This window comes from Winogradskya consettensis (assembly GCF_018332715.1).
GTDB lineage: Bacteria > Actinomycetota > Actinomycetes > Mycobacteriales > Micromonosporaceae > Actinoplanes > Actinoplanes consettensis.
Genome location: NZ_BOQP01000032.1, coordinates 79,145 through 99,107, shown reverse-complemented (window position 1 = coordinate 99,107; position 19,963 = coordinate 79,145). Strand labels below are relative to the sequence as shown.

Genomic DNA, 19,963 nt, shown 5'->3' with positions numbered 1-19,963 from the left:
AACGGCGGCTGCCATACTAGGGTCTCGGCAGTCCGCGGGTCACCCGCAATTCCACCAGGCTCGTCGGCAGCTCACCGTCAGCCGCGAGGGTGGACGGGTGGGCCTGCCACGTCGCAGTAAGTGCGGACGGGGCTGTCCTCTCTGGCGTGGTCGGCCGGCATCGGGTTACCCGTGCCCAGACCCGCGGTCGAATCCGCGCCTGCGTCGGCATCCGAGGTCGGGGTGTCGGACGGGGTGTCGGGGGAGTGGGCCGGGAGACGGGTGGGGACGAAGATCAGGGCGAGGATCGCTCCGCCGGTCATGAGGGCGGCGCAGAGGAGCATGGAGTTCTGGTAGGTCGGGTGGAGGGTGGCCGGGTCCGTGAGGTTGCCGGTGCCGATGCCCGCGGCCAGCGGGAGGATCGCCACGGAGAGCAGGCCGGCCGCGCGGGCCACCGCGTTGTTCACGCCGCTGGCCACGCCGGCGTAGGCGTCGTCCAGGGAGCCGAGGGCTGTTGCTGTCAGGGGTGCCACCAACAGGGACAGGCCCAGGCCGAAGACGATGACCGGGGGCAGGACGTCGGTGAGGTAGGAGGCGTTCGTGCCGATCCTGGACATCCAGATCAGGGCGGCCGCGCAGATCAGGGGGCCGACGGTCATCGGGATGCGGGGGCCGATCCGCTGGCCGAGGGCGCCGGCGCGGGCCGAGAGCAGCAGCATCAGGACCGTCACGGGGAGCAGGGCGAGGCCGCCGGTGAGCGGGCTGAAGCCGGCCACCACCTGGAGGTTGAGGACGACCAGGAAGAAGACGCCGCCGTTGGCCGCGTAGACCAGGAAAGTGACGAGGTTGGCGGCGCTGAAGGCCTTCGAGCCGAAGATGGTGAGCGGGAGCATCGGGTGGCGGGAGCGGCGTTCGTTGAGCACGAAGCCCGCCAGGCCCAGGATGCCGATCGCCAGGGACACCAGCACAGCGGGGCTGCCCGGGCCGCTCTCCGGCCAGGCCGTGAAGCCGTAGGTGAGACCGCCCAGGCCGGCTGCTCCGGTGAGCACCCCGGTCACGTCGAGCTCGCGGGCAGCCGCCGGGTTGCGCGACTCGGGGACGTGGCGGGCGGTCACGAGCAGGACCAGCGCCGCGATCGGGACGTTGATCAGGAAGATCAGGCGCCAGTTGGAGAGCTCGACGATCCAGCCACCGAGGAACGGGCCGAGCGCACCGCCGATACCGCCGAGCCCGGACCAGGCTCCGATTGCCCTGGCCCGGTCCTCACGGGTGAAGGACGCCTCGAGGATAGCCAGTGCACCGGGGGTGAGCAGCGCGCCGCCGATGCCCTGGAGGACCCGCGCGGCGATCAGCAGCTCGACGTTGGGGGCGATCCCGCACAGCAGGGACGCGGTCGCAAACCAGGCGATGCCGATCATGAAGAGTCGTTTGCGCCCGTAACGGTCGCCGAGCGAGCCGCCGAGCAGAATCAGCGAGGCCAGGCTGAGCGCGTAGCCGTTGATCGTCCACTGCAGGCCGGCCGCGTCCGCGTCCAGTTCCTTGCCGATCGCCGGGAGCGCGATGTTGACGACGGTGGAGTCGATGAAGGCGAGCGAGGAGCCGAGCACGGTGGCCAGCAGCACCCACCGGCCGGCGGGGGTGCTGTAACGCACGAGGCGGGAGTCCGGCCTGAGATCCATAGCGGTCACGCTACGCGTGGGTCATGGCCGCGGCATCGGTAAAAGGACTGTGGCGCGGGACCCTTGAGCAGCCGCCGGGACCCGATAAAGGATCAAGCGATCCGGCGCAGCGGCACGTGAACGGGGTGCGAAACCGGTTTGCCGACTGCGGCCCGCGCCGCGAGCAGGGCAGCGTTGGCGGCGGCGGAGGGCTTGGAACCGGTGCGCTCACGGCGTACCAACAGGGCTTGAAGTCTTGTTTCCAGCTCTGAGCGGTGGAAAGGCTTGGTCAGGTAGTCGTCGGCCCCGGCGTTCATCGCGGCCATGATCCGGCCGCCGCTCACATCCGCGCTGACCATCATGATCGGCAGATTCGCCGTCTCCGGCGCGGCCCGCAGCCGCCCGCAGACCACGATCCCCGAGGCCCCCGGCATCCGCATGTCCAGCAGCAAGGCATCGATCCCACCGCCCTGAGCAGCCCGGACGGCCGCCTCAGCATCCTGCGCCACCACGACCTCATGGCCGAACCGGTGCAGAGCGAGCGTCATGAGCTCACGATGATCAACATCATCGTCGGCGATGAGCACGGTAGCCAAGGCGGCACCTCCAGCCGGTCGATTCGGGGTCCACCACCCTGTTCGGCCAACCCCCAAGATCCGCTGAGCCGTTTCCGGGCGAGAAGCAAAAGTAAAGCTGTGCTCAAGACGAAGGGGTTGTGACCGATCAGGCAGATGTGAACTGGAATCGAGTCCTCGCCGCGATCATCGGGCTCTACGTGCTCGGGGTCGTGGGGCAGGCGTTCCCGGTGATTTCCGCGCCGGTTGCGGGGTTGACCATGGCCGCTATCAGCGTGATCGGCGTGGTGGCCGGGGTGCGGGCGGCACGGCAGGCGGGCATCGGGGGGCGGGCGCGCAGGGCCTGGCAGGCGCTCGCTGTCGGATTTGCCCTGCAGGTGGCCACCCTGGTGATCTTTGTCCTGCCCGGCGCGACGCGGTCGTTCCCGGCGCCGGGGGATCTGGTGCGGACGGCGATCATCGCTGTGCTGCTCTTCGCCGCTTATTCGTTCCCGTTGGGGACCATTACGCCGCTGGAGCGGCGGAAGTCCATCTTTGATCTGCTGACCGTGATGGTCGCCGGGTCGATGCTGGTCTGGTACCTGGCCGTCGGGCCGTCGCTGGACGCGCAGGTGCGGACCGCGGTGGAGACCGCCGCCTATCCCGTGCTCGATCTGCTGCTGATTCTCGGGTTCACCCGATTGCTCATGCGGGGTACGGCGGCCGCCGGGAAGTGGTCCGTCATGCCGCTCACCGCGGCGGTCATCGTCCAGTTCGGGGCGGATGCCTGGGCGAGCTACCAGCAGGTGTACGGGGGTGGCGCCCGGCATGATGCCCCTGAACAGCTCATCTGCATCCTGAGCGTGCTGGCGTTGCTGGCCGCGGCGGTGGTCGAGCGCAACCGGCAGCCCGAGACCTCGGCACTGCGGTCCGAGACATGCCTGATGCGCAGCAATCTTCCGTACGTTGCCATCGCGGTCGGCTACGGGCTGATGATTGCCGCGACCGTTCGTGACGACCACGTGTTCCCGTGGAGCGGCCTGACGGTGGGCGGGATCGGGATCACGCTGCTGGTGGTGCTGCGTCAGGTCACGATGCAGCGGGAGAGCGACGAGGTCGCCGCCACCGACGGGCTCACCGGACTGGCCAATCGGGCGCGGGTGACCGGGCATCTGGTGCAGGCGCTGGAGCGCGATGCCAAGGCGGCGCAGAGTACGGCGGTGCTGATCATCGACCTGAACGGCTTCAAACAGATCAATGACACGAAGGGGCACAAGGCCGGTGACCAGCTGCTGACCGGGTTCGCACGGGTGCTGCGGGATGCGATTCTCGGTGCGGACATGGCCGGGCGGCTCGGCGGGGACGAGTTCGCGGTGGTGCTGCACGACATCGGGTCGGAGGCGAACGCGGAGGCTGTCGCGCGGCGGATCGCGGCCGGCACCGAGGAGCCGATCGTGATCGACGGGGTGCCGGTGCGGGCCTCCGCCAGCATCGGTATCGCGCTCTCCGGGCCGGGTCAGTTCGACGCGGATGAGCTGATGCACCGCGCCGACGTGGCGATGTACCACGCCAAGCGGCGAGGTGGTGAGACCCGCTTCGCGTGCTTCGCGGACACCATGGGCGGCGGCAACGAGCCTTCGCTGGAGGACGAGCTGCAGGTCGCGGTCGGTGCCGGGCAGCTGCGGCTGGTGTTCCAGCCGATCGTCGGGCTGCCCGACGAGGAACTGGCCGGGATCGAGGCACTGTGCCGCTGGCAGCACCCGCGGCTGGGGCTGCTCGAAGCGGACGCGTTCATCCCGCTGGCCGAGCGGATCGGCGTGATCGAGGAGCTCGGCCGCTGGGTGCTGCGCGAGGCCTGCACGTACGCCCGCCGCTGGCCCCAGCTCCCCCTGCACGTCAATGTCTCGGCCCGCCAGCTCGAGGCGGACGGCTTCAGCACCGAGGTGCGCACCATCGTCCGCGAGACCGGGATGATCGCGAACCAGCTGGTGCTGGAGGTGACCGAGAGCCAGCTGATCGCCAGCGAGGTCCCGGCCGCCCACCTGCGGATCCTCAGCGACGAGGGCATTCGGGTCGCACTGGACGACTTCGGCACCGGCTACTCGTCCCTGAAGAACCTCACCACCCTGCCGATCGACATGCTCAAGATCGACCGCTGCTTCGTCGCCACCCTGGACGCCTCCGCGGAGGGCGCCGCGGTCGCACAGGCGGTGCTGCGACTGGGCCGGGTGCTCGGCATGGACACCGTCGCCGAGGGCGTCGAGACTGCAGCCCAGGCCCGCGAGCTCACCCTGCTCGGAGCCACCAAGGCACAGGGTCACTACTTCGCCCGCCCGCTACCGGCCTCCGAGATCGACGACCGGATCGCAGCCTGGAAGGGCAACCGCTACGGAAGCCGCCTACGCGCCTGAGACCGGTAGCCGTACGAGCCACTTCGCCGCAACCTCAGCAGCCACGTCGACGTCGAGGTGCCGGGCCAGCAGAAGCAACTGGCACAGCACGTCGGCCACCTCGGCACCGACGTTCGCCTGGAGTTCCTCCGGCGTGTGGCCCTTGGGTCGCGCCTGCCCGGATCGCATCAGGAACGCCTGGGTCAGCTCGCCGACCTCCTCCTGCAGCTTGAGCATGAACCACGCCTCGTCGCGCCGGATGTCGAAAACCTCGGCGTACCGCTGGGAGATGAGCTCGACGTCGTCGGAGAGTCGCTGCAGGTCCATGACCCGAAGTTACTGGGTGGCCAGGAGCGCGTCCGCGACTCGGGCGCAGCCGTTGCCGTCGACTGCGGACCAGGCCCGGGCGGCGATCTCGCCTCGCAGACCGGGGGATAGCAGCAGCTGGCGCAGGGTGTTGACGGCGTCGGGGCCGAGGGTGGGGAGGTGGCCCAGGCCGGCGGCGAGGCCGCGGGCGGTGGTTCGTTCGTAGCCGAGGATCTGGTTCTCGACCACCCAGACGAGGGCGGACGGGAGGCCGAGGCAGAGGAGCTCCCAGGTGGATGTGCCGCTGGCGCTGATGACCAGGTCCGAGTCGGCGAGGAGCTTCGGCAGGTCGTCGGTCGGCCCGATGATCTCCAGGTGCTGGGAGGGAAGGGGTGAGAGTCGTAGTAAGCCGGCGCGGAGCGCAGCGTTGGCCGCGATCACGGTCGCGCTGAATGCCACCCCCGTGTCGATCAACAACTGACCCACAACCGGAGCCGCACCGTACGCGTCGGTTCCGCCGAAAAACGCGACAACGCGCGGAGTCCCCGTGCGGGGAGCGGGCACAGCAGTCGGCCGGAGGTCGCGAACGGCCCGCCGGAGCAGCGCATAGTCGAGCCCGGTCAGCGCACCCGTCAACGGCGTGTCGAGGTTCTGGTCGACGTAGATGTCAGCGGACTGCCCGCGTAGCGAACCGTCCACGATCGCGAGCACCGTTCGTCCCGAGGCCCGCAACGCCACCGAGTGCGACGCCGGCAGCGTGTACGAGTCGACGACCACCGCGTCGAGCCCCAGCCGATCCGCGGCGGCGACCAGGCCGACCGGGTCGTACGGTGCCGGGTGCCAGGCCAGGCCGCGGCTGGTGAGCTGCTGTTCCGCCCAGGCCAGGCCGCCGAGGTCGCTGAGGAAGTGCACGGCGACGCCCCGCGAGGTGAGTTCCTCGGCGAGGGCGACGCAGCGGACGAGGTGGCCGACGCCGGTGGAGGGGCCGGCGTCGCAGCGGATGCCGACGGTGACGCTCACGCCTGTGCGAGCTCCTTCTGCCGCACGTGGGCGTTGATCCCGGCGAGCTCGGGGCGGTCGGCGAGCCAGTCCGCGAGGGTGCGGACGGGGACCGGGCGGTCACCGAAGTGCGCGACGACGGCTTCGATGAGGTGCCAGTCGTCCTCGGTGTCGAGGGTCAGCCGCAGGTGCGACAGGTCCGGCTGCAGGGTCAGTCCGAGCACGTTGTAATCGTACGGATGCGAGTACACGTACGAGGTCACATGCGTACGGTGATGATCGGTCGCGACCTTGTCGATCTGCCGCAGCACCTCGGTCCGCACGATCTCCACGTCCAGCCCGCGGGGCAGCGTGCGCGCGATCGACGTACTCAGGTAGTCGAGGTCCGGGGTCGCCGCGAAGACGTTGGCCGCGAGCATGATCAGCTCGGGGTCGAGCAGCGGGCAGTCGGCGGTGAACCGCAGCACGGCGTCCGGGTCGTCGCCACGCTCGTCGAGCACGCCCAGGAAACGGGTGAGCACGTCGTCGACCGGCCCTCGATAGACCGCCACGCCGAGCGTCTCGCATTCGGCGGCCACGGCGTCGTCCCGGTCCTCCACGGTGGTGGCGACCACGACGTCGTCGAGGACGCCGCTCTCCCGCGCTGCCTGCACAACCCGGTCCAGCACCGTACGCCCACCGAGGCGGCGCAGTACCTTGCCGGGCAGGCGGGTGGATCCCATCCGAGCCTGGACTATGCCGAGTGTCTTCATGTCATCTTCCTTAGCGAGCGGCGTGCGGCCCTGGCGGCGCGCATCCCGAACCGGGTGATGCGATAGCCGACCTTGCCGCTGAACATGTCGATCTGGAGCCGGGCCTTGCGCAGTTCGGCGTCGCGGTGGATGAGCTCGGTCTCGACGTACTTCACCCGGATGGCGGCGTCGGCGAGTTGCTCTTCCAGCCGCCGAACGCGCTCTTCGTGCTCCCGCAACGAGTCCGGGGCACTGTCCGAGATCTCGGGCAGATCAGCACCTGAGACACCCGCCGCAGCAAGCAGTACCGCGGTGAGCGACGGCACGTCGTGCGCATGTGGCCAGGGCTGGTCATAACCCCCGGCGAGCAGCGTGGCGGCGAAATGTCCGATGGCAACCGCGGGTGCCACTGCGGCCCGGGCGGGGTCGAGCACGGCGAAGGAATCACCGACGATGACGTTGTCGGCCGAAACGCCGGGAGCAGCAGCAACCCAGGAGGTGAGCAACTGCCGAAGCGCGGGCAGGTCATGCCGCAGACAAGCCCCGATCAGCAGCTCCTCCAGCAACCGCCCGTCCGGCAGCGGCCCCAATGGGCCGTCGTTGAGCACAGCCGGCGGCAGGGAAAGTGACGGTGCGGGCCCCCGGAACGCGAGCACCAGCCAGGCTGGCGCCAGCTCAGCCCCCAGCCCACCCCGGATCGCCGTGGACGCCAGCCGCCGAGGATCGCTCAGAACCCGCCGGGTGGCATAGGCCGTAGCGGTCACCCCGGAAGCGACGGCCGCGAGCGCACCCGCCGGCCCGTACCGCAGCCGCGGCTCGTCGATCACCAGCGTGGGCGCGGAGGGCAGCGGCCAGGCGGTGGCGAGCCAGCCCGGCGTCAACCCGTCGGCCGCGAGGCGTTCGCGCAGCCGGGAGGGGGTGCCGGGCTTGGTCTCGTCGTACTCACCGAGCGGGCGCCAGTCACCATCCGTATGCGCGGCGGTCGGCGTGACCCGGTCGACGAGCCGGTGCACGCCGAGCTCGTTCTCGACCGCCAGCAGCAGCGCGCCGCCGGGTCGTAGGCTGCGCCGCAGCACCTGCACGCTCTCGGCCCAGTCGAACTGCGGGCCCTCCACCGAGCACAGCCGCCCGACGCCGTCCAGCGCGACAACCAGGTCGTACTGATCACTGTCGGTCAGTTTCGCCAGGCTTCCACAGAGGACCGAAAAACCGGCCGAGCTCAGTGCGTCGGCATCCGGCTGGGAGCGCACGAAACAGGTGATCTCCGCGTACGCCCGGAGTCCCGTAAGAAGCGCCGGGTCATGCGGTCCGGCGACCAGCACCCGCCCACCGGCAGGAACCAGGGACCGCAGTTCGGAGAGCAGGAACCCGTACGCGGATCCACCGGCGGGCGCGGCATCGGACCAGCCGGCCATCTCACCCCCGAGAAGTCGAAGTGTCATGCCGCCCATCCCAGCGTCACGCGCAACTCGTCCGGCGAGGCCAGCACGTCCGCGCCGAGCTCGGCCAGCGCCGACTCGACGGCGGCTGACGGGTCCGGGAATTTGCCGTGCAGCTCGGGCCACTGACGGCGGATCCGCTGGGCGATCGTCGTTTCCTCTCCGGCCAGGTGCATGGGGTCGCCGTAGACGGCCGGCTCGCAGCCGACCGAGGCGCCGTAGAGCACCGCACTGCTCAGCCGGTTGGACGCGACCCGGCGGTGCCGGCGCAGCTCCCCGAGCTGGTTGTGCAGGAATTTGGTGTCGGTGTCACGCCAGCGCAGGCCGCGGTAGCCGTGGCAGATGACCCGCCCGGCCTTCTCGTAGCGACGCCGGGTGCGTTCGTCCTGGTACTCGTGCCAGTAGAGACAGAAGGTGACCGGGCCGTCCTCGGTCTCGATGATCTCGTCGATCAGCCGCTGGTGGTCACCGGCGATGTGCTGGCCCTCCCACCCGTGGAACGGGTAGTAGATGGTGCCTTCCCGCTCTTCCGGCGAAGGTGCGGGGGAAGCCATCTCGCGCAGGTAGAGGAAGGGCGCGCCGACCACGGTCGCGTAGCGGCGGCCCATGGACCGGGCCCGCCGCCGGGTCTGCTCGGACCAGACGAAGATCGGCCGGCCGGAGACGTACGGCGTCCCCGCCCCGAGCCCGTCCACCACGTTCCAGCCGTGCTGCAGGTAGCCGTCGATCCGGGGTGGATCGTCGGGGTTCAGCCCGCAGTACTCGGCCAGCACGTGCGCGTGGCCGTAGAAGTGGTTGGCGTGGTGCACGGGGTCAGCTCTCCAGAATGGTGCGCAGGGTCTCGATCACGCGGTCCTGGTCCGCGTCGGTGAGGTCGTAGAACAGCGGCAGGGACAGCTGCTCGGCGTAGAAGGCCTCGGCGTTGGGGCACATGCCGCGCTGGTAGCCGAGGTCCTCGTAGAGCGGGTGCCAGTACACCGGGATGTAGTTGACCTGGACGCCGATGCCGGCCGCCCGCATCCGCTCGAACACCTCACGACGGCGACCGCCCTGGATGCGTACGGGATAGAGGTGCCGCATCGGATCCACATGGTCCCGGGTGACCGGGAGTCGCAGGCCGGGCACGTCCGCCAGGAACTCGTCGTAGCGCGCGCTCAGCGCGGCCCGCCGTGCCTTGAAGTCCCCGAGCCGGCGCAGCTGGGAGCTGCCCAGCGCGCACAGCACGTCGGGGAGCCGGTAGTTGAGACCGAGCTCCTGCACCTCGTAGAACCAGGGGCCCTCGTCGGTGCGGCGCAGTACAGCGGGGTCCCGGACGAGCCCGACGGTCCGGAAGATCCGGGCCCGCTCCAGCAACGCCGGATCGGTGGACGCGACCGCGCCACCCTCCGCGGTGGTCAGGTTCTTCGTCGGGAAGAACGAGAACGTCGTCAGGTCGGCGAGCGTGCCGACCGGCCTGCCCCGGTACGTGGAGCCGATGGCGTGCGCCGCGTCCGCGATCAACGTGGCGTCGGCGCTGTCCGCGATCTTGCGCAGTTCGTCGTACTCGGCGGGGTGCCCGGCGTAGTCGACCGCCGCGATCGCCCGGGTGCGCGGGGTGACCGCCGCTTCGACCGCGTACGGGTCGAGGTTGGCGGTGTCCTCCTCCACGTCGGCGAAGACCACGGTCGCGCCGAGCGTGGTCGCCGTGCCCGCGGTGGCCCAGAACGTCATCGGGGTGGTGATGACCTCGTCGCCCGCACCGATCCCGGCCGCGGCGTAAGCCGTGTGCAGCGCCGCCGTTCCGTTGCTGACCGAGACGCAGGGCGCACCGGCGATCCGGGTCAGATCGTTCTCGAAGAGGTCGACCTTCGGCCCGGTGGTGAGCCAGTCGCTGCGCAGTGCCGCGGTGACCGCCTCGATGTCCGCGTCGGTGACGTTCTGCCGCCCGTAGGGCAGCATCACGGCTCCTTGATGAGGTCGCGCATCTCGTCGACCTCCAGCCAGAGGTCGTTGTTGTCGGAGCGGTAGTTGAAGCCGTCCGGCACCAGCTCGCCGCCCTCGGGCGTCTTGTATCCCCAGCTCGCGACGACGGGCTGCACGACGTAGCGGTCCGGGAAACGCAGCGTCCGGCGGCTGTCGTCGGAGGCGATCATCTCCTCGTGCAGCTTCTCGCCGGGGCGCATGCCCATCTCGTGCGTGGGAGCGTCCGGCGCGACGGCCTCGACCAGGTCGAGGATGCGCATGCTCGGGATGCGCGGCACGAACAGCTCGCCGCCCTGCATCACGTCGAACGAATCGACGACGAACTTGACCGCCTGGTCGAGGGTGATCCAGAAGCGGGTCATCCGCTTGTCGGTGATCGGCAGGCTCTTGCCCTCGGCGTTGAGCTTGCGGAAGAACGGCACGACCGAGCCGCGGCTGCCCATCACGTTGCCGTAGCGCACGACGGAGAGGCGGGTCGGGTGCGTCGCGGCGTAGTGGTTGCCCGCGATGACCAGCTTGTCGGCGACCAGCTTGGTGGCGCCGTACAGGTTGATCGGGCTCGACGCCTTGTCCGTGGAGAGCGCGACGACGCGCTGCACGCCGGCGTTGATCGCGGCGTCGACGACGTTCTGCGAGCCGTTGATGTTGGTCGCGATGAACTCCGAGGGGTTGTACTCGGCGGTGTCGACCTGCTTGAGGGCGGCGGCGTGGATCACGTGGTCGACGCCGTGCATCGCCCGGGCGAGCCGGTCCTTGTCACGGATGTCGCCGATGAAGAAGCGCAGGCGCGGGTCGTCACCGAACATCTGGCGGACCTCGTACTGCTTCAGCTCGTCGCGGCTGAACACCACGATGCGTTGCGGGTCGAGATTGGCCAGCGCGTAACCCAGGAACGCCTTCCCGAAGGAACCGGTGGCACCGGTCACCAGGATGGAGGATCCGTTCAACACACTCATAATTGCTCCCGGGGGGTGGCACGGGGATTGGTCATTCGGCTTTCGGAGCGGAAGCATAACCGCGTGATCTGGCAATTCCAGTGGCGCTGACAGATGCCAGCCGCAATTCACGTCGAGTTCAGCTCGGCTTGGTCGTGCCGTTGCGGGAGCTGCGGCATGGTGGGTTCCTTCGCCCATCCGCCCTTGGAGTAACACCGTGATTGAGCTGCAGCGACTGCGTGAAACGTTCCGGACCGCGCTTGACCTTCCGCCGGACGCCCCCGTGGACGACCTGCACTACCAGGACAACGAGAAGTGGGATTCGCTGGCCCACATGGCGCTCGTCGCGGCGATCGAAGATGAATTCTCGGTAATGATCGACACCGACGACGTCATCAACATGTCCTCATTCGCGGAGGCTGTGCGAATTCTTGGTAAATACGGGGTGGACTTCGATGCCTGATCGGGTTGCGCTCATTACCGGCGCATCCCGGGGTATCGGCAACGCGGTCGCTCGCCGGCTCGCCGAGCAGGGTTATGACCTCGTCGTGCACGGTCATCGCGCCGACGCTATTGACGAAGTTGCCGAACAGCTCGCCGATAAGCACGGCGTAACTGTTGTTTCTACGCATGGTGACATTTCCGATCCGGCCACGAGTAAAGCGATGATGCGGCTCGCCTTCGAGCGATTCCGCCGGCTCGACGCGCTCGTGGTCAACGCGGGCACGCACGCCGCCGGGATGCTCGGCATGATCGACGACGCGACCGTGCAGCGGCTCTTCGCCGTCAACGCGGTCGGGGCAGTGAACACGTTGCAGGGGGCGGTGCGGCTGCTGGGCCGTGGGCGTACCCCCGCGGTGGTCTTCGTGTCCTCGGTCACCGGCGGCGCGGGCGTGGCCGGTCAGGCGATCTACGCCGCGTCGAAGGCCGCGGTCAGCGGTCTGACCCTGTCCGCCGCGAAGGAGCTCGGCCCGCGTGGCATCCGGGTCAACGCCGTGGCGCCGGGCTTCATCACCACCGACATGCTCGACACGCTCGACACCGACGGCCGCGCGCAGCGGATCGCGCAGACCGCCCTCGGCCGCCTCGGCGAGCCCGAGGAGGTCGCCGACGTCGTGGCGTTCCTGCTCTCCGAGCAGGCACGTTTCGTCACCGGCCAGGTGCTCGGGGTCGACGGAGGAATCTCGCTGTGAACCTGCTCCATCCCGGGGCCCGGGTGCTCGACGCCGAGACCGGCGCGACCCTGAGCCCCGGCGAGGTCGACGCCGCCGCAGCCGCGTTCGCGCAGCTGCCGCCCGGCATCGTCTTCGCACTCACCCCCACCGAGCTCGGCGCGGTCGCGCGCTATCTGGGTGCGCTCGCCGCCGGGCGTCCCATCGCGCTGCTCGACCCCGAGCTCGACCCCGAGGTGCTGCACGCGCTGGTCGAACGGTTCGGCCCCGTGCAGGTCACCGGCGTGAGCTCGGCTCCGCCGGCCGGTTACCGCGCCGAGGGTGACACCTGGTTGCGTGAGACACCGGCGATCGAGCCGCACCCCGACCTCGCGCTGCTGCTCACGACCAGTGGCTCGACCGGCAATCCGAAGCTGGTGCGGCTGTCGCGGGCGGCGGTCGAGGCCAACGCCGCGGCCATCGCGGACAGCCTCGACATCACCCTGGACGACGTTGCCCCCACGACGTTGCCGCTGTTCTACACGTACGGCCTGTCGGTGCTGAACAGTCACCTGCTGCGCGGTGCGACGGTGGTGCTGGAACGCGGCGGCATCCTGCAGCGCGGCTTCTGGACGGTGGTCGCCGAGCGGGGCATCACCACGCTCGCGGCGGTGCCGTACCAGTACGAGATGCTGCGCCGCCTGCGGTTCGACCCGGCCGCGCACCCCAGGCTGCGCACCCTCACCCAGGCGGGTGGGCGGTTGCGCACCGAGCTGGTGCAGGACTTCGCCGAGCGGATGGCAACCGTCGGCGGCCGGCTCTTCGTGATGTACGGCCAGACCGAGGCCACCGCGCGGATGGCGGTCCTCCCGCCCGACCGGATCAAGGACAAACTCGGCTCCGCCGGACTGCCGATCCCCGGTGGGTCGTTCTCCGTGGACAACGACGAGGTCGTCTTCACCGGACCCAACGTCATGATGGGGTACGCCGACAGCGCCGCAGATCTCGCCAAGCCGGACGAACTCGGCGGGATCCTGCGCACCGGCGATCTGGGCCACCTCGACGACGAGGGCTTCCTCTTCCTCACCGGCCGGCTGAAACGCATCGGCAAGGTCTTCGGTGTCCGCGTCAACCTGGACGACGTCGAGCGCACCCTCGCCGCGCACGGCGCGATCGCCGCCGTCGCCGGCGACGACAAGCTGCACGTCTTCGTCGAGGGCGCGGACGCCGACCGGGCCCGCGCGATCCGCGGCGAGCTGGCCGCGTTCCTCGGCACCCACTTCACCGGGCTCGACGTCCGCGGCATCGACGCGCTGCCGCTGCTTCCGACCGGGAAAGTCGACTACCGGTCGCTGGAGGCCCACAAGTGAGCGTATTTACGTTGTCCCAGCCTGAGCGGGAGGTGTTGCTGCACAAGGAGTTGTCCGAGCTCACGCAGCATCACCGCGCGAACTGTGCCGAGTACGACCGGATACTCGCCGCGTCGGGGTTCACGTCGGCTGCCACGGTTGCTGAGTTGCCGTGGCTGCCCGTACGCCTCTTCAAGAACCTGGAATTGAAGAGCATCCCGGACGACGAGGTCTTCAAGGTCCTGACCTCGAGCGGCACCACCGGCGAGGTCAGCAGGATCTACCTGGACAAGGCCGCGGCGGCCACGCAGACCCGCCAGCTCGGCGCGACCATGCAGACCGTGCTCGGCCCGCGCCGGCTGCCGATGATCCTGGTCGACTCGAAGGGCCTGCTGAAGGACCGCCGCTCGTTCAGCGCGCGCGGCGCCGGGGTGCTGGGCATGGCGACCTACGGGCGGGACCACGCCTGGGCGCTCGACCCCGAGGGCCACCCGGACATCGAGGCGCTGCGCACCTTCCTCGGCAAGCACGGCAGCGAGCCGTTCCTCATCTTCGGTTTCACCTACCTCGTCTGGCTGCACCTCTACGAGGTCGCGCGGGACAACGGGCTGGACCTGAGCAACGGCATCCTGATCCACTCCGGCGGCTGGAAGAAGCTCGTCGACCAGGCAGTGTCGCCCGAGGAATTCCGGCGCCGGCTCAAGGACGACACCGGGCTCACCCGGATGCACAACTTCTACGGCATGGTCGAGCAGATCGGCACGGTCTTCCTGGAGGGTCCCTCCGGCGGCTCGCTCTACTGCCCCGACTTCGCCGACGTCATCATCCGTAACCCGCGGACCTGGGAAGAACAGCCGGTCGGCGAGCCGGGGCTGATCGAGGTCGTGAGCACGCTGCCCACCTCGTACCCGGGGCACGTCCTGCTCACCGAGGACCTCGGAGTCCTCGACGGCGTCGACGACGGCGACTGGCCCGGCAAGCGCTTCTCCGTCCTCGGCCGCCTTCCGCGTGCGGAGGCCCGGGGCTGCTCTGACACGTACCGGGAGGCTTCATGATTTTCCGATTTGGTGACGCCACCGAGGACCTGACCGCGCCTTCCGAGGATCGGCTGACTGTCGGCGATCCGCGGGTGGTGGACTTTCTGTCGCGGTTCGCGCGGAAGCTGCTGGCACCCGCGGTCGCGCGTAAGCACCCGGAGCTGGGGTCGCTCGGCTACTTCCTGCGGCCGGCGGAGCTCAAGCGCGCCGCGACCCGGATGACCAGGGACGACGGAACGTACGTCTTCCCGCGCGGCAACGTCTTCCACGTGCCCCCGGCCAATGTGGACACCATCTTCGTGTACTCGTGGGCGCTGTCCGCGCTCGCCGGCAACCACAACGTCGTCCGCATCTCGTCGCGCTCGGCCGGCGCCGCGGAGACCGTGCTGGAGACGCTGAACGCGACCCTGCCGGACGCCGACCCGGTGATCGCGCGTACCCAGCGGATGATCACGTACGGCCGCGACGACGCCCTGACCGCCGCGCTCAGCGCGTGGTCCGACCTGCGGGTCATCTGGGGTGGTGACTCGGCGGTCACCACGATCCGCAAGCACCCGCTGCGCCCGTCCGGCCGCGACCTGACGTTCCCCGACCGCACCTCGTGGGCCGCGCTGTCGGTGCCCGGGTGGCGCTCGGCCGACCCCGGTGCCCAGCGTGCCGCGGTGCTCGGGTTCTCCAACGACGCGTACTGGTTCGACCAGGCCGCCTGCTCCTCACCCCGGACCGTGTTCCTGGTCGGCGGCACCCCGGAACAGGCCGGCGAGGTACGCGAGGAGTTCCTGACCGTCCTCGCCGAGGTGGTCGCGCAGCGCGGCTGGGTCATCGACGCAGCGATGGCGGTGGAGAAGCGGGTCAACGCGTACGAGCTGGCCGCGACCGGAGCGGTGTCGGCGGTGGCGTTCCCGGACAACACGATCACCTCGCTGTCCCTCAGCGAACCCGGCGACGCGCCGCGGCGCTGGATCGGCGCGGGGGCGTTCCCCTTCGCGCACGTCGCCACGCTGGCCGATCTGGTGCCCGCCATGAACCGCCAGGACCAGACGTTCAGCCACTTCGGCTTCGCGCCGGCCGACCTGCGCTCGTTCGCCGAGGCGCTGGGTGGCCGGGGCGTCGACCGCATCGTCCCGTTCGGTTCCGCGCTGACGTTCAGCGCGATCTGGGACGGCTACGACCTGCCGCGCGAGTTCACGCGGCTGACCACGCTCGAGACATAGGGGATCCGCCAGCCGTGAGCAGCATCGTCCTGTCGGTCGTCGTACCGATGTACAACGAGGAAGCGGTCATCCCCGCCCTGGTCGAACGTCTGCGGCCGGCGCTCGACGGGCTCGGCGTCAGCTACGAGGTCGTCGCCGTCGACGACGGCAGCGCCGACCGTACGGCCCAGCTGTTGTTCGAGAACGGCCGCACGTGGCCGGAGCTGCGCCTGATCAAGCTGCGGCACAACAGCGGCCACCAGGCGGCGCTCACCGCGGGGCTGCACCGCTCGCTCGGCGAGTGGGTGGTCAGCATCGACGCCGACCTGCAGGACCCGCCGGAGACCATCGCCGAGATGTTGCACACGGCGCAGGAGCACGGTCTCGACGTCGTGTACGGCGTGCGCTCCGACCGCAGCACCGACACGTTCTTCAAACGGCACACGGCCGGGGCGTACTACAAGCTGATGCGCCGGATGGTCGGCGCCGACGTGCCCTCGCAGGCGGGTGACTTCCGGCTGCTCAGCCGCGAGGTGGTCGACGTGCTCAAGGTCCTGCCCGAGCGCACCCCCGTCTACCGGCTGCTCGTGCCGTCGCTGGGCTTCTCCTCCGGCAAGGTGGCCTACGCCCGGGAGAAGCGCGCCGCCGGCGAGACCAAATACCCGCTGCGCAAGATGGTGGCCCTGGCCTGGGACAGCGCCGCGAACTTCTCGGCCGCCCCGCTGCGGATCGCAACGTGGCTCGGCGCGATCGCGTTCGCGGCCTGCATCGCGCTGATGATCTTCGGCATCGTGGTCTACTCCAACGGCACGGTGATCCCGGGCTGGACCTCGCTCTTCCTCGCGGTGCTGCTCCTCTCCGCGGTGCAGCTGATCTGCCTGGGGCTGCTGGGCGAGTACGTCGCGCGGATCTACAAGACCGTGCAGAACCGCCCCACGTTCCACATTGGATTCGACTCCGCCGCGGCCGAGCCGCCGGCGATCCCGCAGCAGCGGACCGCGGCGGGAGCCCGGTGACCAGCGTTCTGACCCGGCCCGCTCCACCCGCGGTCGCGACTCCACCGCGGTTCAGGGCCGGAGCGCTGCTCCCCTGGGCACTGGTGACGGTCGTCTACGTCGCCGCGCTGCTCAACGCCGACACGCCCGCCAGGGACATCGCGATCTACGGCGTCTACCTCGTGCTCGGCATCGTGGTGCCGGGCACGCTCGTCTGGCGGGCCGTGCGCGGCAGCCGTGGCAACCTGCCCGAGGACCTCGGACTCGGCGCGGGGACCGGCCTGTTCGTGCAGCTCGTGGGCTGGGCGATCGCCGCTGCCATCGGGCTCCAGCAGGTCCTCTGGGCCTGGCCGCTGCTCGTGATCGCGGCTTTCATCGCCGTGCCGTCGCTGCGCCGGCACTGGCGGATCGACGACCCGCGGCCGTTGCCGCTGCGCTGGGCCTGGATGATCTGCGCCGCGCTGCTCGTCATCGTCGCCTGGGGCGCGGTGGCCTGGTCGGGTGCGCCGATGCCGCCGTTCTCCGGGGCGTACTACCAGGACGTGATGTACCACCTCTCGCTCGTGCACGAGATGACGCGCTCGATGCCGTTCGAGGTGCCCCAGCTCGCCGGGGACACGCTGCGCTACCACTACCTGTCCGACGCCGACATGGCCGCGGCCAGCATGATCACCGGCATTCCCGAGCACGTCGTGCTGCTGCGGCTGTGGAACGTGCCGATCGGGGCGATCGGGGTGCTGGTGACCGCGGTCCTGGCCCGTGAGGTGATCGGCAAGTGGTGGGCCGGGCCGCTCGCCGGGGCGCTGGCGTTCATCGGGATTCCGCTCAGCCTGGGTGCGCCGCTCATGGCGTACGGGACATCGGCTCTGGTTTTTGCGAGCCCTTCCCAGACGTACGCCATGCCGCTGCTCGGTCTTCTCGCCCTGATCGCCGTGGATGTGCTGCGTGGCCGGCCGCTCGGACCGCTCTGGTACGTGACCCCGCCGCTCGCGCTCGCCGTCGCCGGATCGAAGTCCAGCGCCCTGCCACCGCTGGTCGCGGGCATCGGCCTGGCCGGTCTGGTGCTGTGGATCCGGCACCGGAAATTCCCGCTCAGGATCGCGCTGTTCCTGGTCGCGGTGCTCATCCCGATGATCATCGGCACCAAGCTGTTCGCCGGTGGTGGCGCGGGAACCCTGGGGCTCCAGCCGTTCGCGGTCATCCGGTGGATGGACCCGTACTCGATGAGCCTCGGTCAGAACGACGGCATCGCGCCCAACGGTTTCCTGCCGCCGGGTCTCGCCGGCGCCGACGCCAAGGGCTGGGTCTTCGCCGTCGGCATCATCGGCTGGTGGCTGCTGATGGAGTCGCCACGGCTGCTCGGCATCCTCGGGATCGGTAACCGCCGGATGCGCGCGGACCCGGTCGCCTGGATGTTCGGCGGCATGATCGTCGCCGGGACGGCCGCGACGTGGCTGCTCTGGCACCCGTCGGCCAGCATGCTCTACTTCTTCCTCTGCATGGTGCCGTTCGGGTCGGTGCTGACCGTCTGGCTGCTGGCCGAGAACGTACGCCGCTGGTGGGTGCCCGTCGCGGGACTGCTCGCGGGCGCCGCGTGGGCGCTGATCGCACCCGCGGTGGCCCGGCCGGAGTACCGCACGTCGTGGTCCCAGTGGTCGTGGGCGCTGGGTCTGCCCGTGCTGCGCACGCTGGGGTTCGTCGTCGCGGGCGCGATCCTCGTCCTGGTCCTGCGCAAGAGCTACCGGTCGCTGGTTGTCGCGGTGGTCGCCGCCGTTGTCGGTGCGAGCCTGGCCTATGGCACGTCCAGCTACACGAAGTCGTGGTGGAACGCCGAGTTCGGCCCGGCGCCGGCAGCGGCCGCACCTGCCCGGCAGCTCACCAGGGCGGAGATGCGGGCCGCGCTGTGGCTCGACGAGAACGCGGGCAACGACGCCGTGGTCGCCACCAACGTGCACTGCCAGCCGATCGGGCGCGCCAAGCCGTGCGACGCCCGCGCCTTCTGGGTTGCGGGTCTCGGTGGCCGGCGCACCCTCGTCGAGAGCTGGGGATACTCGGACGCCACCGTGGCCGCGAACGGGGTGAACGGGATCAAGTACCCGTTGCAGCCCGCTCCCGACCCGGCGTTGTTCGCGCTGAACGAGCGGGTGTTCACCGTTGCCGACGTGGCTGATGTTCGTGCGCTGCGGGAGGCGTACGGCGTGAAGTGGCTCTTTGCCGACAGCCGTGCCGGAACGGTCTCCCCGCAGCTGGCCATGCAGGCGAAGGTCGCCTACACCGCGGGCAGCGTCACGATCTACGAGCTCGAGTAGAAGTCACCCACCGCCCGGAACGCCTCTTTCGGCTCCCACGTGCCGTCCTCGCCGATCTTCACGATGCCATAGCTGGCCAGGTCGAGGTCGTCACGTGGGTCGCCGTCGGGCCGGTGCGGGAACGACGACAGCGCGAAGGTGAACACGAACGCCGTGTCGATCCCGCCCGCGTCGAAGATCTCCAGCAGCTCGCGGAGGTACGCGCCCTGGCCGGCCTCGTCGCGCTCGAAGACGCCCTTCAGCTTTACCGGCGTGCCGGATTCGTCGTTCTCGACGATCTGCATCCCCTGCGCGCCGAGGTCGCCCGCGTTCCGGTAGCTCGCCGTCCCGAACTCGGTGACCGCCACCGGCTTGGCCTCCGCGGCGAGGATCTTCACACCCGCCGCGAACTGGTCGACGATCTCCTTCGAGCGGTACAGATCGACCGAGATGATGTCGAACGGCGTCCAGTCGACCTGCTCGAGCTGCACGGACGCGTACGTGACCGGGCCGCCGAACCGCTCGCGGACAACCTTCACCGCCCGGCCCAGGAACTCGTTGATCTGCGCCGCGAGCCCGGGGATCAACTGCCGGTTGCTCAGCAGGGCGTCAACGCGCTCCTCGGTGTTCGCGCCGGGCAGGAAGCCAAGCGCCATCAGGCTCAACTCCGCGCCGGTGACGAAAACGACCTCGGCGCCGTCCGTCCGGAGACGTTCGGCCCGGTCGGCGCAATCGGCGAACAGGTCCAGCATCTCGTCGGTGGTGAGGTCCAGCGGATATGGCGAGAACCAGACCTCCAGGCCGAGCTGGGCGGCGTACCGTGCGGCGATCTCGATCCGCCCGGCGTCACCGCCCATGATGCGCACGGTGTTGCAGTGCAGGTCGTCGCGGATGATTGTCAGGTCCCGCTCGACCTGCTCCGGCTCGAAGAAATCACGTGAGTTCCGTCCCCTGAGGACCCATCCGGTGTCATAGCTGATGCCTCTACCTCGCATGA

General features: G+C 69.7%; 18 protein-coding genes. 8 read left to right on the top strand and 10 right to left on the bottom strand.

What is annotated here, in order from left to right:
- Window positions 1-77 precede the first annotated feature (77 nt).
- Complete coding sequence (locus Aco04nite_RS28685; RefSeq protein ID WP_213000376.1) at window positions 78-1,658, bottom strand: DHA2 family efflux MFS transporter permease subunit; 1,581 nt, start codon at window positions 1,656-1,658, stop codon at window positions 78-80.
- Window positions 1,659-1,750: 92 nt separating this feature from the next.
- Window positions 1,751-2,224, bottom strand: a complete 474-nt coding sequence (locus tag Aco04nite_RS28680) for a response regulator transcription factor (protein WP_244876369.1) — start codon at window positions 2,222-2,224, stop codon at window positions 1,751-1,753.
- A gap of 128 nt (window positions 2,225-2,352) precedes the next feature.
- Between Aco04nite_RS28680 and Aco04nite_RS28675 the strand changes: the two genes are divergently transcribed.
- Window positions 2,353-4,602, top strand: a complete 2,250-nt coding sequence (locus Aco04nite_RS28675; protein WP_213000374.1) for a putative bifunctional diguanylate cyclase/phosphodiesterase — start codon at window positions 2,353-2,355, stop codon at window positions 4,600-4,602.
- Here Aco04nite_RS28675 and Aco04nite_RS28670 read toward each other — a convergent pair.
- From Aco04nite_RS28670 to pseB, 7 genes are read right to left on the bottom strand one after another with little or no spacing between them, the layout of a single operon-like run.
- Window positions 4,591-4,908, bottom strand: coding sequence for a nucleoside triphosphate pyrophosphohydrolase family protein (locus tag Aco04nite_RS28670; RefSeq protein ID WP_213000373.1), 318 nt, complete (start codon window positions 4,906-4,908; stop codon window positions 4,591-4,593). The two genes, Aco04nite_RS28675 and Aco04nite_RS28670, sit on opposite strands and share 12 nt — an antisense overlap.
- Before the next feature lie 9 nt (window positions 4,909-4,917).
- Window positions 4,918-5,907, bottom strand: coding sequence for a PseG/SpsG family protein (locus Aco04nite_RS28665; RefSeq protein ID WP_213000372.1), 990 nt, complete (start codon window positions 5,905-5,907; stop codon window positions 4,918-4,920).
- Entirely contained in the window at window positions 5,904-6,638 is a 735-nt protein-coding gene (locus Aco04nite_RS28660; protein ID WP_213000371.1) for a cytidylyltransferase domain-containing protein, read from the bottom strand. Before Aco04nite_RS28660 ends, Aco04nite_RS28665 begins: the two co-directional genes overlap by 4 nt.
- Window positions 6,635-8,059 (bottom strand): hypothetical protein, encoded by a 1,425-nt coding sequence (locus Aco04nite_RS28655; protein ID WP_213000370.1) that lies wholly within the window; start codon window positions 8,057-8,059, stop codon window positions 6,635-6,637. Before Aco04nite_RS28655 ends, Aco04nite_RS28660 begins: the two co-directional genes overlap by 4 nt.
- Window positions 8,056-8,865 carry a hypothetical protein gene (locus Aco04nite_RS28650; protein ID WP_213000369.1) on the bottom strand — a complete coding sequence of 270 codons (810 nt, stop codon included), beginning with the start codon at window positions 8,863-8,865 and terminating at the stop codon, window positions 8,056-8,058. The genes Aco04nite_RS28655 and Aco04nite_RS28650 overlap by 4 nt, the downstream gene beginning before the upstream one ends.
- 4 nt (window positions 8,866-8,869) lie before the next feature.
- On the bottom strand, window positions 8,870-9,994 hold the full coding sequence (locus tag Aco04nite_RS28645; protein ID WP_213000368.1) for a DegT/DnrJ/EryC1/StrS family aminotransferase: 1,125 nt from the start codon (window positions 9,992-9,994) through the stop codon (window positions 8,870-8,872).
- A complete protein-coding gene (pseB, locus tag Aco04nite_RS28640; RefSeq protein WP_203837106.1) occupies window positions 9,994-10,968 on the bottom strand; it encodes a UDP-N-acetylglucosamine 4,6-dehydratase (inverting) in 975 nt (324 codons plus the stop codon). The genes Aco04nite_RS28645 and pseB overlap by 1 nt, the downstream gene beginning before the upstream one ends.
- 205 nt (window positions 10,969-11,173) lie before the next feature.
- Here pseB and Aco04nite_RS28635 point away from each other — a divergent pair, with 205 nt between their 5' ends.
- From Aco04nite_RS28635 to Aco04nite_RS28605, 7 genes are read left to right on the top strand one after another with little or no spacing between them, the layout of a single operon-like run.
- The gene (locus Aco04nite_RS28635; RefSeq protein ID WP_203837107.1) at window positions 11,174-11,416 is read left to right on the top strand and encodes an acyl carrier protein; all 243 of its coding nucleotides are present in this window, start codon (window positions 11,174-11,176) and stop codon (window positions 11,414-11,416) included.
- Window positions 11,409-12,146 carry an SDR family NAD(P)-dependent oxidoreductase gene (locus tag Aco04nite_RS28630; RefSeq protein ID WP_213000367.1) on the top strand — a complete coding sequence of 246 codons (738 nt, stop codon included), beginning with the start codon at window positions 11,409-11,411 and terminating at the stop codon, window positions 12,144-12,146. Before Aco04nite_RS28635 ends, Aco04nite_RS28630 begins: the two co-directional genes overlap by 8 nt.
- Window positions 12,143-13,474: an AMP-binding protein gene (locus tag Aco04nite_RS28625; protein ID WP_213000366.1), complete on the top strand. Its 1,332-nt coding sequence runs from the start codon at window positions 12,143-12,145 to the stop codon at window positions 13,472-13,474. Before Aco04nite_RS28630 ends, Aco04nite_RS28625 begins: the two co-directional genes overlap by 4 nt.
- Window positions 13,471-14,508 carry a LuxE/PaaK family acyltransferase gene (locus tag Aco04nite_RS28620; protein WP_213000365.1) on the top strand — a complete coding sequence of 346 codons (1,038 nt, stop codon included), beginning with the start codon at window positions 13,471-13,473 and terminating at the stop codon, window positions 14,506-14,508. The genes Aco04nite_RS28625 and Aco04nite_RS28620 overlap by 4 nt, the downstream gene beginning before the upstream one ends.
- Entirely contained in the window at window positions 14,505-15,704 is a 1,200-nt protein-coding gene (locus Aco04nite_RS28615) for an acyl-CoA reductase (protein WP_213000364.1), read from the top strand. The genes Aco04nite_RS28620 and Aco04nite_RS28615 overlap by 4 nt, the downstream gene beginning before the upstream one ends.
- A gap of 14 nt (window positions 15,705-15,718) precedes the next feature.
- Complete coding sequence (locus Aco04nite_RS28610; protein WP_213000363.1) at window positions 15,719-16,699, top strand: glycosyltransferase family 2 protein; 981 nt, start codon at window positions 15,719-15,721, stop codon at window positions 16,697-16,699.
- Entirely contained in the window at window positions 16,696-18,987 is a 2,292-nt protein-coding gene (locus Aco04nite_RS28605) for a hypothetical protein (RefSeq protein WP_213000362.1), read from the top strand. Before Aco04nite_RS28610 ends, Aco04nite_RS28605 begins: the two co-directional genes overlap by 4 nt.
- Here Aco04nite_RS28605 and Aco04nite_RS28600 read toward each other — a convergent pair.
- The gene (locus Aco04nite_RS28600; RefSeq protein WP_213000361.1) at window positions 18,972-19,961 is read right to left on the bottom strand and encodes a glycoside hydrolase family 113 protein; all 990 of its coding nucleotides are present in this window, start codon (window positions 19,959-19,961) and stop codon (window positions 18,972-18,974) included. The genes Aco04nite_RS28605 and Aco04nite_RS28600 overlap by 16 nt on opposite strands.
- Window positions 19,962-19,963 lie beyond the last annotated feature (2 nt).

Bases quoted from the DNA above. Each gene is read 5' to 3' on its own strand.
- Aco04nite_RS28615 (WP_213000364.1), top strand. From the start codon at position 14,505: ATGATTTTCCGATTTGGTGACGCCACCGAGGACCTGACCGCGCCTTCC.
- Aco04nite_RS28600 (WP_213000361.1), bottom strand. From the start codon at position 19,961: ATGCGAGGTAGAGGCATCAGCTATGACACCGGATGGGTCCTCAGGGGA.
- Aco04nite_RS28670 (WP_213000373.1), bottom strand. From the start codon at position 4,908: ATGGACCTGCAGCGACTCTCCGACGACGTCGAGCTCATCTCCCAGCGG.
- Aco04nite_RS28630 (WP_213000367.1), top strand. From the start codon at position 11,409: ATGCCTGATCGGGTTGCGCTCATTACCGGCGCATCCCGGGGTATCGGC.
- Aco04nite_RS28685 (WP_213000376.1), bottom strand. From the start codon at position 1,658: ATGGATCTCAGGCCGGACTCCCGCCTCGTGCGTTACAGCACCCCCGCC.
- Aco04nite_RS28655 (WP_213000370.1), bottom strand. From the start codon at position 8,059: ATGACACTTCGACTTCTCGGGGGTGAGATGGCCGGCTGGTCCGATGCC.
- Aco04nite_RS28645 (WP_213000368.1), bottom strand. From the start codon at position 9,994: ATGCTGCCCTACGGGCGGCAGAACGTCACCGACGCGGACATCGAGGCG.
- Aco04nite_RS28660 (WP_213000371.1), bottom strand. From the start codon at position 6,638: ATGAAGACACTCGGCATAGTCCAGGCTCGGATGGGATCCACCCGCCTG.